Below are 12,012 nucleotides of genomic sequence, written 5' to 3' on the forward strand. Positions count from 1 at the left end.
AGTCGTCAAAGGCTACCGAGTATCACAGCGATTGAAGCACCATCCCGTACCCGACGCTGTAGGCGAGTCCGATGGCGACGCCGAAGAGGCGGTCGGCGAGGCGGCGGCGGAACAGCAGCAGGAAACCGATGCCCAGGACGGCCGACGTGGCCAGGGCGTAGGGCCACTCCTCCGTCAGGAACAACATCTCCTCGGCGGCCATCGACAGCAGCAGGCCCGTGGCGAAGCCGTAGCAGACGCCGCCGATCCGGTCGCACCGGGTGGCGCCGTAGCTCAGCGGGCCCAGTACGGCGATGATGGTCAGGCCCGCGACCAGGCCCCCGGGGGCGGAACCGAGGCCGGAGAAGGGCGCGTCGTGGTGGATCGCCGCGCCGGCCGTGATCTGGCCGACCAGCGCCCCGAACGCGGCCATGCAGCCGTTGAGCAGCGCCCAGCCGAACCCGGCCGCGCCGGCTCCGACGACCACGGCCAGCACCATGATCAGGTAAGGGTCGTAGACGGCCATGAGCCAGGAGGGCGCGGCGCCCGAGAGGCCCGCGCCCACGAAGCCCACCACGGCGCCGCCGAGCAGCGCCGCCAGCAGGTACCACTGGCTGCGCCGATCTCGCCGGTCGAGTGCGATGAAGTCCTGTTCAGGGCCTAGCGGGCCGTGTCTGCTCCAACTGAAAGCCCAGACCATCGATTCCCCCGAGCGATGTCCGCGTACAGCGCTTTCAGTCTATAAGCGGACAAAAAGGATCACCCACCCAGGAGTTCCTCCCACGGCTGGCGCGACCCCGTGCGCCGGGCCGGGTCGAGCGCCTCCGACAGGCGCCACACGCCGGGACGGGCCCGCATCCGGTCGAGCCCGAGCGGGTCGATGGCCCGCAGGTCGAAGCTGACGCCCATCACGTCGAGGCGGGCGCACAGCGGGGTCACGGGGGCGAGCGGGCCGACCAGCGGGCCGGGGAAACCGGGCTCGCGCACCCGCTCGATGAGCAGGTCGGCGACCTCGGTGGCATAGGGGCCCTCGCGCCACTCGATCTCCCAGCCGTCGGTGCCGGGCCACCAGCCCAGGTCGCGGCAGGTCTCCATCATCTCGGGCTCGGTGGCGAAGGCCGCCATCACGCGGCCGAACGCCTCGTAGCGCCGCGCGCCGATCTCGTCGCGGTGGAATCTCATGTCGGGGAGCGTTTCATCTCCCGTGCCATCCGCACCCGGATTTACGCCGGTGCGCCGTCGCCGTTTCCCCGCTCCGCCCACGAGGTCCAACTGTGATCGCGGAACAGATGTGGCGCAACCCCCAATATCGCACTGGCTACCGGGCCCCCGATGGGTAAAGAATCCGGAGAGCGGCTTCTTTGCAAGGAGGCATCCCCGTGGCGCTGCGTGTCGCTGTGGTGGGCTCCGGCCCGGCCGGGATCTACACCGCCGAAGCTCTGACCAAGCAGTCCCCCGGCCCCGTCGAGGTCGACGTCCTGGAGCGGCTGCCCACGCCCTACGGGCTGGTCCGATACGGGGTGGCGCCCGACCACACCTCGATCAAGTCGATCGCGACCTACCTGCGCCGGGTTCTGGAGGCTCCGGGGGTGCGGTTCCTCGGCGGCGTCGAGCTGGGCCTCGACCTGTCCGTCGACGACCTGCTGACCTGCTACGACGCGGTGGTCTACTGCACCGGGGCGATGGTCGACCGCAGGCTGGGCGTACCGGGGGAGGATCTGCCCGGGAGCGTGGCGGCCACCGACTTCGTGAACTGGTACTGCGGCCACCCCGACGCCCCCGACTTCACCCTCGACGCCGAGGACGTCGTGGTGATCGGGGTGGGGAACGTCGCGGTCGACGTGGTGCGCATCCTGGCCAAGACCGCCGACGAGCTGCGCTCCACCGACGTGCCCCACAACGTGCTGACCGCGCTGGCCGAGTCGAAGGTCAGGCGGGTCCACATGGTGGGCCGGCGGGGCGCCCAGCACGCCAAGTTCACCCTCAAGGAGCTGCGCGAGCTCGGCGACCTGCTGAACGCCGACATCCTGACCTTCCCCGACGAGGTGGCCTGCGACGACCTGACGGAACTCACCCGCCAGATCAGGGGCAACCTCGACGTGCTCCAGTCGTGGTCGGCGCGGGTGCCGGAGAACCGGCCGCGCCGCCTGGAGGTCCGCTTCTGGCTCCGGCCCGTCGAGATCCTCGGCGTCAGCCACGTCGAAGGGGTACGCCTGGAGCGCACCCGCCTCGACGGCAGGCGCGTCGTGGGGACGGGCGAGTTCGAGACGATCCCCGCCGACATGGTGCTGCGCTCGGTCGGCTACCAGAGCGTGGCCCTGCCCAGCGTGCCGTTCTCCGAGGAGACCATGACCGTGCCCAACGTGGCCGGGAGGGTCCGCGACCGCGAGTTCGTGGCGGGCTGGCTGAAGCGCGGCCCGACCGGGGTGATCGGCACCAACAAGTCCGACGCGGCCGAGACCGTCCGCACCCTGCTGGCCTCGGTGACCGAGGGCCCCAGGGAGCGCCGGGTCGACGACCTGCTGCGGGAGCGCGGCGTACGGCCGGTCACCTATCCCGACTGGCTGGCGATCGAGCAGGCCGAGGAGAAGCTGGCCCGCACCCTCGACCGGGGCGAACGGGTCAAGCTGGTGGGGCGGGCGGCCATGCTGGAGGCGATCGGCCGGGGTTAGGGTCGGTGCGTGGAGATCAACGTCGCGGGCTTCGACAACGTCTACCGGACCCAGCAGGCGCGTTTCCCGGCACGGGAGATCGCCTGGCAACCCGTCCACACCGTCTACGTGCCGGCGAACCTGCTGACCGCCTCGACGGTCGCCGACTGGGGCGCCGAGGCGGCCGGGCTGCTGAGCCTGACCACCCCCGGCGAGTTCGCCGCCCTGTTCGGCGGCGACGTCCACGACCGCGTGGCCCGGACGCTGGCCCGCGAGCCGATCCAGGACCTCCGGATCGACTTCGAAGACGGCTACACCGGCGGCGACGAGGACGCCGACATGGTGCGGGCCGCCGAGGCGGTGGCCGCGATGCCGGCGCTCCCCCGGCGCTGGGGCCTGCGGGTGAAGTCGTTCGCCGACGGCGACCCCGGGCGGTCGCTGCGCACCCTGCGCGGGTTCCTCGAACGCCTCGTCGAGCTCGAGGGCGGCCTCCCGGACGGCTTCGTGATCACCTTCCCCAAGGTGCTGATGGAGTCCTACCTGGGGATGTTCGCCCGCTCGCTGGCCGAGCTCGAACACGACCTGGGCCTGCCGACGCTGGGCTTCGAGATGCAGGTCGAGGCCCCCCAGACGATCCTGTTCCTCCAGCGCTCCCCCGACCTGGTCGCCAATCTGCGCGGGCGGCTGAAGGCGGCCCACTTCGGCGTCTTCGACTACACCGCCGCCTGCGGCCTGCCGCCGCACGAGCAGCGACTCGACCATCCGGCCTGCGACCACGCCCGCCACGTCATGCAGACCGTGCTCCACCCCGAGGGCGTCGAACTCTCCGACGGCTCGCTGGCCGCCGCGCCCGCGTCCGCGTCCAGAGACGACGTGCTGGCGCTGTGGCGGCGGCACGCCGAGACGGTCCGCCACTCGCTGGCCCACGGCTTCTACCAGGGCTGGGACATGCACCCGTCCCACCTGGTCAGCCGCTTCGCCGTGGTCTACGCCCACCACCTGGCGACCTACGCCGAATACCGGGCCAGGGTGGACGCCTGGCAGGCCCGCCGCCAGGAGGGCGGGGTGCTCGACGAGCCCGCCACGATCAAAACCCTGGTCGCCGCGCTGCGCCGGGCCGATTTCGCCCTCGGACTTGACATGCCTCCGACAGGAAACCTATAACTGGAGTTGTAGGTTATCTCTCAGACAGGAGACAGGTTGACGGGAGCCGCAGAGGTCTCCCGGATCTTCGGAGGTGATGCACGATGCTGCTGACGTCGATCGACCCGTTCGTGCAGGAGTTCGAGCGGCAGTTCAACCAGCTGACCCGGCAGTTCGCGAAGGACGAGACCAGCGCCGTCATGCCGATGGACGGCATCCGCCGCGCCGACGACGTCGTCCTCCGCTTCGACCTTCCCGGCATCGACCCCGGCTCGGTCGAGGTCACCGTCGACCGGGGCGTGCTGACCGTCTCGGCCCGCCGCTCCGAGGAGTACGCCGAGGGTGAGCGCGCGTTCGTGCGGGAGCGCGTCATGGGAACCTTCACCCGGAGGGTCTACCTCTCCGAGCACCTCGACGCCGACGCCATCGAGGCCGCGTACGACAACGGCGTCCTGGCCGTCCGCATCCCGGTCCTGGAGAAGGCCAAGCCGCGGAAGATCGCCATCCACACCGGCGGCGAGGGCCACCGGGCCATCGACGGCTGAAGCGGAAAGGGGGCGGATGAGCGCCGAACCACCGGGGGGCTACCCCGTCGGCCTGTCGGCCATGGACGACGAGTTCGCCCCCATGTTCAGTGTGGGGCAGGTCGCCTCGATGCTGGAGGTGCAGCAGGCGTTCCTGCGCCGCATCGACCAGCAGCAGGTGGTCTCCCCCCAGCGCTCGGCCGGCGGCCAGCGCCGCTACAGCCGGCACGACATCGGTCAGATCCGGCAGGTGGTCGTCCTGATGGGCGAGGGCATGACCCTGGCGGCCATCCGCCGGATCATCGAGCTCGAATTCGAGGTCATCCGGCTCCGTCGCGAACGCGACGAGCTGCTGGCCCGCCTGCGGGAGCTAGGCGTCGAGTAGCGCCCGCCAGCGGGCCACCCGCCGGGGGTCGACCGCCGAGAGCCACGACTCACGGGCCGCGCTGCCGATGTGGAAGGCCTTGACGCCGTAGTCGAGCAGCACCGGGACGTGGTCGAACGACAACCCTCCCCCGGCCATGATCAGCGCGGCGTCGCCCGCCTCGGCCCGCGTGCGCAGCACCGGCAGCCCTTCGCCGACGCCGCGGGGGGAACCCGAGGTCAGGATCGTGGCCAGGTTGGGCAGCAGCCGCACGGCCCGCCAGGCCGCCTGGACGTCGGCCGCGTGGTCGACCGCGCGGTGGAAGGTCCACGGCAGCGGGGCCGCCGCGTGGATCAGCGCCTCGGCGGCCGCCAGGTCGACGGTCCCCTCGGCGGTGAGGAAACCGAAGACGAAACCGGCCGCGCCCGCCTCGGCCATCTCGCGCACCTGGGCGCGCAGCCGGGCCAGCTCCTCGTCGCCCGCGGTGAACCCGGCGTCGAGCCGGACCATCACCATCTGCGGCAACGTGCACTTCTCGGCGATGGCGGCGACCGTCTCCGCCGGCGGGGTGAGCCCGCCGGCGGACATGTCGGCCACGACCTCAAGGCGATCCGCGCCGCCCTCTTCTGCGGCCACGGCGTCGCGCACGTCGAGAGCGATGACTTCAAGCAACGGTCCGGTCATGGGGGAACAGTAGCGGGTCCTGTTGCGCCTCTTCAGTGGGTCAGCAGGACCTTTCCGGCCGCGGTGAGGTCGCGCACCTTCACCTCGGTCCGGCCGCCGCGCAGTCCCGCCGGCCGTTCGAACAACGCCCCCGAGGCACGGTGCGGGAGGTCGACCGTGCGGACGTGCCGGAACCGCTGTCCCAGGTAGTAGCCCTGGAGGCGGAGGTTCTCCTTGGAGCAGTCGAGCCGCACGTGCCGCCGCCCGGCCGCCAGGGCGCGCAGGCCCGCCCAGTCGAGCAGCACCTCGCCGAGCCCTCGGCCCGAGTGGGCCCGGTTCACCGCGAGCTTGTGGACGTAGAACGCCGATTCCGGACGGTCGGCCGGCGTCCAGAACTCGGCGTCGGCGTGGTCGTCCAGGGCCATCACGGCGGCCGTTTCGTCACCCACGGTCAGGACGTAGAGCACGCCCTCGTCGATGAGCGGGGTGATGCGCGCGGCCGGGAAACCGCCGCTCGGCCACTGGCGGACGCCGAGGCCGTCGAGCCACCGCGCCGTGTCCGCGAGAAGAGTGAGCACGTCGGGGAGGTCGGTGCCGTCCGCCCGGCGAAGCACAAGTTCTGCGGAGAGGTTAAGGGTGTCGATGCGCATGGGGGATCCCTTCGTTGCTGCGGGTTTACCTGTGATTACTGAGAGTGACCAATTAGGTGCGCACGGCATCCGTCGCCCCTAAAGCGCGACCTGATTGGACGAAATGGGGGACTAACCGTCCGTAATTAACGGCCCAGCGCAAGAAGGCAGGCCTGATACCTGCGGTGGCGGCGTTTGACGCACAGGCTGGCGCCACCCCGAGCGCGGCCCGGGGGGCGCTCGCGGCGCGACCACAGGTGAGGCGGTCCTAGACGGACGGCCTGAGTTCGGTCAATGACGTTCCAGCTCGTACCTGATCAGATGCTTGTCGGCGGGGAGCACCGACACGGCGACCCGGACGGGTGCTTCGTCAGGGTCGTACCCAACACGGACATAGACGACAACTGGTGTACCGGGTTCTAGCTGTAGACGTGTCGATTCATCCGGAGTTGGCATACGTGCCGAAATATCGTCGACAAAGCGGACCTGAGGGTGTCCCAGTTCCTCCAGGACCCGGTTGGCCCCGCGGGTGATGTTGCCGGGACGCACGATCTCGGAGCCGGCGACCAGCTTGAGCGGGTAGTACGAGTCGTTCGTGTTGTACGGCTGGCCGTCCACGTAGCGCAGCCGACGGCGCACCACCGTGTGGGCGTCGTCCTCGACGAGTTCGAGGCGGGTGGCGACGTCGGGGGGCGGCTGCACGATCTGCACTTCTATGTTCTGCTCGGCCACCCGCCCCTCGGAGGTGACGGCGTGCACGAAGGCGTCGAAGCGCGGCAGGTCGCCGCCGAGGGGTAACAGCTCGTCCTGCGGGCGCATGAGAAGAGGCCGGCGTTCCCGGACGAAGGTGCCGCGCCGGCGCATGCGGAGGATGAGGCCCTCGTTCTCCAGCTCACCCAGGGCCAGGCGGACCGTGTTGCGGCTGACCTGATGGCCGTCCATGAGCTCGGTCTCGGTGGGGATCTGATCACCCGGGCGGAACTCACCCGAGTAGATGGCCTTCCGGAGTTCGGCGGCCACCTGCTGGTAGAGCGACGATCGTGCCATCTTTCCTCAATCCACCCTTTTGTGCCAACAAATCTAGACGATCTCGGTCTAACTTGGAACAACCACTTGACCCCACGGCGTGAGCGCCGCATTATCCAAACGTTGGTACAAATCCATCCAATGGGGGTGGGCCGGTGTTGGCGGTCCGTACGGGTAGGCCATACCTGCCCTGGCGCGATCCCTGTGAGGCGACGCGACTCCTGAGGTACGCGCTGCATCGCCAGGGCTTCACCCACACCTACCAGAGCAACGGAAATGGGATGTCCGTTCTGTCGGTATCGGCCGATCTGACTGTTTGGTGCAAGCACGGGTCGTTCGTCTGGAATGAGGATGGTCACGAGATGACGCATCCGTCCGACGACCCGGTGGGCGCGGCCCGGTTGATCGAACGCCACTACCGCGCACCGCTCGAAGAGGACGACGGTGCCCCAGTGACTCCGCGCGATTAGCGGCGCCTACGACCCCATCCCTCGCCGGGGTCGTCGGCATCCTCGCCGCGCCGCGCGGAGCGGTGCGTGTCCTGGCGGGTCCCCCACGCCCGCCAGGACACGCCACCGTTAATCCGCACATTGACTCCACGGGCCGCCGAAGGCCCGTCCTGACCTGCCGGGACCGTTCCAAGACGGGAATTCGGCCTACACGCCTTTGTCATTTGGCGTGGTCAGAAGTTCATATACTTAACTTCTCTACAGAAGTTCTCGCTAGCTATAGTTCACGCTGCGATAACGCCACCCTTCCGCGCATGTCATGAAACTTCATGACGCTTGGCACGTACCAATCCGCGATCACCAGGCACAAGCCGTGGGGGACGAGTGGCGATTGTTCCGGATTATCACTTACGTGTGGTGCGATTTCTCCTGGTGGGCGGTTTCTGCTTCGGAGTCCAGTACCTCGCGATGACCGCAATGGCATCGGCCGGCGTCCCGTGGACGCCCGCCGATGCCATCGGCTTTCTCCTGTCAGCCCAGCTCAACTTCGTGTTGAGCTCGAAGTTCACCTGGGGGGACCGCCGCTTCCCGCTGACCGTCAGGCGATGGTCGGGCTACAACGGCACGGCGCTCCTGTCGCTCGCCGTCAATACCGGCGTTTTCGCCCTGGTTCACCCATATCTGCCCACTGTCATTTCCGCTGCGACCGGTGTCCTGATCGGCACGATTGTCACCTATCTCATATGTGACAAGTTCGTATTCGCCACCCGTGAGAAGGCCCGAGAGAAGGCCGAGGCCCTCGCGTGACCCTCGAGATTCCCAGCGCGCCGCCCCGGGCCGCGCGCTTGTACACCGAGGGCGTGACCGTCGTCATGCCCGCATACAACGAAGAAGAGAACCTCCGGACAACGGTCGAGGACTTCCTCGGCACGCTGGCCGGCATGGAGCACCGGATCGTCGTCGTCAACGACGGCTCCCCCGACGGGACCGGACGGGTGCTCGACGAGCTCGCCGAGCTCTATCCCGGACGGGTGCTCGCCGTCCACCACCAGTTCAACCAGGGATACGGCGCGGCGGTCCGCACCGGCATCGCGACCGCCCTCGACCAGACCGACATGCGGCGCATCCTGCTCACCGACTCCGACGGCCAGTTCCGGGCCGACGACCTGCTGACCTTCCTCCAGGTGCAGCGCGACGAGCGCGCCGACGGAGTGATCGGCTACCGCAAGCACCGCGCCGACCCCGCCATGCGGAAGGTCAACGCCTGGATCTGGACCCAGCTGAGCCGGGTGCTGCTGCGCACCCGCAGCCGTGACGTCGACTGCGCCTACAAGCTGCTCGACCGCAAGCTCCTCGACGACCTGACGCTGACCGGCGAGGCCGCCGCGATCTCGCCGGAGCTGCTCGCCAAGATCGGCGCGGGCCACACGCGCATCGTCGAACACCCGGTCAACCACTACCCGCGCCAGCACGGCCACCAGACCGGCGCGTCGATCAGGGTCATCCTGCGCTCGCTCACCAGCCTCGCCGGCGTCTACCGCGATCTGGTCAGGGACGGCCTGAAGTGGCGCCGCACCCGCCGGGCGCTCACCCCCGCCGACCCGCTGCTGGCCGTGGTGACCGGCCTCGCGGCCGTCCTGTCGGTCGTGGCGGCGGTCTACTACTTCAACCAGGGCGTCGTCCTCAGCTACAAGGACGCGGTCTCGCACGTCCTGATCGCGGCGCGCGTGGTCGACAGCCCGACCGCCGGCGTCGCCCAGCTCGGTGGCGTGTGGCTTCCGTTGCCGCACGTCCTCGCGGTGCCGCTGGTGTGGATCGAGTTCTTCTACACGACCGGCCTCGCCTCCAGCATCGGCTCGATGATCTCGTTCGTCATCACGGTGCGGTACCTGTACAAGATCACCGACGGCATGGCGGGCACCCGCTGGGCCGGCGTGGCGGCTGCCGCGGTGTTCGCGCTGAACACCAACGCCCTGTACCTGCAGGCCACCCCGATGACCGAGTCGCTGCTGTTCGCCTGCATCGCGGGCGCGGTCTACCACCTCCAGGAGTGGTGCCGGACCGGCCGCTACGGCCAGATCGCCCTCTCGTCGATGTGGACCGTTCTCGCGACGCTCACCCGGTACGAGGGCTGGGTGCTGTGCCTGGCGGTCACCTGCGTCGTGGGCTACACGGCGCTGCGCCGGTGGCGCGGCTACACCCACATCGAGGCGAACCTGATCTTCTTCTCGGTGATCGCCTACAGCGGCATCGCCGCCTGGTGCGGGTGGAACTGGATCATCTTCGGCCACCCGCTCTACTGGCAGGTCGGCGAGTACGCCAAGCCGTCTCTGTGGGTCACCGACGGCGACCAGACGGTCGGCGACCTCGTCGTCTCGGCCCAGACCTATCTGATCGCGATGGCCGACGACATCGGCTACGTGACGCTGGGCCTGGCCGCGCTGGGCGTGGTCCTCTACTTCGCCCGCCACCGGATCCACGCGGCCACGCTGGCGCCGTACGCCCTGCTCGGGTTCCTGCCGTTCTACATCTTCACCCTGTACGCCGGGCAGCGCCCGCTGCACGTCGCCGAGATCCACGGCGACCTCTACAACGTGCGGTTCGGCATGGTCATGGCGCTGGGCGCGGCGGTGTTCGCGGGGTTCCTGGTGGCGTACGTCAAGCAGGCGCGGCCGTTCCTGGCGGTCGCCGTGGCGGCCACGGTGCTGGCGGTGCCGGGCACCAAGACCCTGGAGGAGCCGGTGGCCTACCTGAACTCCCCCGGCGGCCGGATCGACGTCGGCTCGGCCACCTGGCTGAAGGAGAACTACGACGGCGGCCGGGTGCTGATGCAGAACTTCGGCAACGAGCTCGTCACCTTCCAGTCGCAGCTGCCCCTCGGGGAGATCATCTACGAGGGCTCGTTCCGGATGTGGGAACCGGCGCTCGAAGACCCCGTCACGAGCAAGGTGCGCTGGATCTACATGCGCTCGTCCAAGGGCTCCGAGGACGGCGTCTACAAGTCCCTGCACGGCACCCCGGTCCTCAACGAGAACTACCAGCTCCTCTACCAGGACGCCGACCGCCTGATCTACCGCGCCATCCGAACGGAGCCCGTGCGATGACCCCCACCGCCGTCATTCCCGACGAACTGAGCGCGCGCCGCCTGCTCAGCCGGGGCCAGGCGGTCACCGGCACGCTGGTGATCGCCCTGCTGGCCGGTGCGCTGGCGCTGCACGTGTTCACCGGCTGGGGCCCCGGCCCGGTCTGGTACGGCCAGGCCGCCGTCGCGCTGGTCACCGCGGTCTACGTCGCCGTCATCGCCTTCAAGCTCGCCATGGTGCTGGGCGCGTGGGGCTCGCCGGTGCTCCGCTTCGAGCCCTCCGACATCGACACCATCCCCCGGGAGATGCTGCCGGTCTACACCGTCCTGGTGCCGCTGCACCGGGAGGCGGAGGTGCTGCCGTTCCTGCTGGAGCGGCTGTCCCAGATGGACTACCCGCCGGAGAAGCTGCAGATCCTGCTGCTGATCGAGGAGGACGACGACGCCACCCGCGGCGCCCTGGCCACCATCGACCTGCTGCCGCAGTTCGAGGTCGTGATCATTCCTCACTCCAACCCGAAGACGAAGCCGAAGGCGTGCAACGTCGGGCTGGAGAAGGCGCGCGGGGAGTTCTGCGTCATCTACGACGCCGAGGACCGTCCCGACCCCGACCAGCTCCGCAAGTCGGTGCTGGCGTTCCGGCTGCTGGCCGACCGTGTGGTCTGCGTGCAGGCCGAGCTGCAGTACTGGAACCCGTGGACGAACTGGCTCACCCGGTGCTTCGCGGCCGAGTACGCCACCAACTTCTCCCTGTCGCTGCGCGGCCTCGACCGGCACCGCCTGGCCATCCCGCTCGGCGGCACGTCCAACCACTTCCGCACCGACGCGCTGCGCGCGCTGGGCGGCTGGGACGCCTACAACGTCACCGAGGACGCCGACCTCGGCATCCGCATCGCCCGGCGCGGCTGGGACGTGCGCATGATGGTGTCGGTCACCGAGGAGGAGGCCAACAGCCACCTGGGCAACTGGGTGCGGCAGCGGTCGCGGTGGATCAAGGGCTACATCCAGACGTGGCTGGTGCACACCCGCCACCCGGTCAAGCTGTGGCGGGAGCTCGGCACCCGCCGCTGGATCGCCTTCCACCTGACGCTCGGGTTCTCCACGTTCACGACGCTGGTCAACCCGTTCTTCTGGCTGATGACGCTGGTCTACGTCTTCACCGGCACGCAGTACATCGAGGCGCTGTTCCCCGCCGTGGTGCTCTACCTCGGCGTGCTGACGATGATCCTCGGCAACTTCCTGATGATGTACTGCCTGATGACCGGCTGCATGGAGCGGGGGCTCCACCGCGCGGTCCGGGCGATGCTCACCGTCCCCCTCTACTGGGGCCTGATGAGCGTCGCGGCGTACAAGGCCTTCTTCCAGCTCCTGCGCCCGTCGCGGCGGCACTACTGGGAGCTCACCGAGCACGGGCTCGTCGACCACGCGTCGGCGCACGAGGAAGAGACCGCCAGCCGCCCCGCCAAGGCCCCGTTGCCTGCCCTCACCGACTAGGTACCACC

The 12,012-nt window shown here is 69.3% G+C and carries 13 protein-coding genes; 8 read left to right on the forward strand and 5 right to left on the reverse strand.

Annotated features, from left to right (window positions below; all coding sequences use genetic code 11):
* Positions 1-22 precede the first annotated feature (22 nt).
* Together GT755_RS16335 and GT755_RS16340 are read right to left on the reverse strand one after the other, a co-directional pair.
* Positions 23-679 carry a hypothetical protein gene (locus GT755_RS16335; RefSeq protein WP_161480537.1) on the reverse strand — a complete coding sequence of 219 codons (657 nt, stop codon included), beginning with the start codon at positions 677-679 and terminating at the stop codon, positions 23-25.
* 59 nt (positions 680-738) lie between these two features.
* Positions 739-1,161: a hypothetical protein gene (locus GT755_RS16340; protein WP_231515305.1), complete on the reverse strand. Its 423-nt coding sequence runs from the start codon at positions 1,159-1,161 to the stop codon at positions 739-741.
* A 197-nt stretch (positions 1,162-1,358) separates the two neighbouring features.
* Between GT755_RS16340 and GT755_RS16345 the strand changes: the two genes are divergently transcribed.
* From GT755_RS16345 to GT755_RS16360, 4 genes are all read left to right on the forward strand, one after another.
* Entirely contained in the window at positions 1,359-2,651 is a 1,293-nt protein-coding gene (locus GT755_RS16345) for an FAD-dependent oxidoreductase (RefSeq protein WP_161480538.1), read from the forward strand.
* A 9-nt stretch (positions 2,652-2,660) separates the two neighbouring features.
* Positions 2,661-3,794 (forward strand): DUF6986 family protein, encoded by a 1,134-nt coding sequence (locus tag GT755_RS16350; RefSeq protein WP_161480539.1) that lies wholly within the window; start codon positions 2,661-2,663, stop codon positions 3,792-3,794.
* A gap of 83 nt (positions 3,795-3,877) precedes the next feature.
* Complete coding sequence (locus tag GT755_RS16355) at positions 3,878-4,318, forward strand: Hsp20/alpha crystallin family protein (protein ID WP_161480540.1); 441 nt, start codon at positions 3,878-3,880, stop codon at positions 4,316-4,318.
* 16 nt (positions 4,319-4,334) lie between these two features.
* Positions 4,335-4,682 (forward strand): MerR family transcriptional regulator, encoded by a 348-nt coding sequence (locus GT755_RS16360; RefSeq protein ID WP_235966704.1) that lies wholly within the window; start codon positions 4,335-4,337, stop codon positions 4,680-4,682.
* Here GT755_RS16360 and GT755_RS16365 read toward each other — a convergent pair.
* The 3 genes from GT755_RS16365 to GT755_RS16375 all read right to left on the reverse strand — a co-directional run bounded on the left by GT755_RS16365 (position 4,668) and on the right by GT755_RS16375 (position 7,000).
* Entirely contained in the window at positions 4,668-5,345 is a 678-nt protein-coding gene (locus GT755_RS16365; protein WP_161480541.1) for a copper homeostasis protein CutC, read from the reverse strand. The genes GT755_RS16360 and GT755_RS16365 overlap by 15 nt on opposite strands.
* A 32-nt stretch (positions 5,346-5,377) precedes the next feature.
* Entirely contained in the window at positions 5,378-5,974 is a 597-nt protein-coding gene (locus GT755_RS16370) for a GNAT family N-acetyltransferase (RefSeq protein ID WP_202610057.1), read from the reverse strand.
* 270 nt (positions 5,975-6,244) lie between these two features.
* Entirely contained in the window at positions 6,245-7,000 is a 756-nt protein-coding gene (locus GT755_RS16375) for a GntR family transcriptional regulator (protein WP_161480542.1), read from the reverse strand.
* Between the two features lie 260 nt (positions 7,001-7,260).
* Here GT755_RS16375 and GT755_RS16380 point away from each other — a divergent pair, with 260 nt between their 5' ends.
* The 4 genes from GT755_RS16380 (at position 7,261) to GT755_RS16395 (ending at position 12,004) form a co-directional block, all read left to right on the forward strand.
* Positions 7,261-7,449, forward strand: coding sequence for a hypothetical protein (locus GT755_RS16380; protein ID WP_156045185.1), 189 nt, complete (start codon positions 7,261-7,263; stop codon positions 7,447-7,449).
* A gap of 363 nt (positions 7,450-7,812) precedes the next feature.
* On the forward strand, positions 7,813-8,235 hold the full coding sequence (locus GT755_RS16385) for a GtrA family protein (protein ID WP_161480543.1): 423 nt from the start codon (positions 7,813-7,815) through the stop codon (positions 8,233-8,235).
* A complete protein-coding gene (locus GT755_RS16390; RefSeq protein WP_202610058.1) occupies positions 8,232-10,532 on the forward strand; it encodes a glycosyltransferase family 2 protein in 2,301 nt (766 codons plus the stop codon). The genes GT755_RS16385 and GT755_RS16390 overlap by 4 nt, the downstream gene beginning before the upstream one ends.
* Positions 10,529-12,004, forward strand: a complete 1,476-nt coding sequence (locus GT755_RS16395) for a glycosyltransferase family 2 protein (RefSeq protein WP_161480544.1) — start codon at positions 10,529-10,531, stop codon at positions 12,002-12,004. The genes GT755_RS16390 and GT755_RS16395 overlap by 4 nt, the downstream gene beginning before the upstream one ends.
* Positions 12,005-12,012: the final 8 nt, after the last annotated feature.

The organism is Herbidospora solisilvae, assembly GCF_009901565.1.
GTDB lineage: Bacteria > Actinomycetota > Actinomycetes > Streptosporangiales > Streptosporangiaceae > Herbidospora > Herbidospora solisilvae.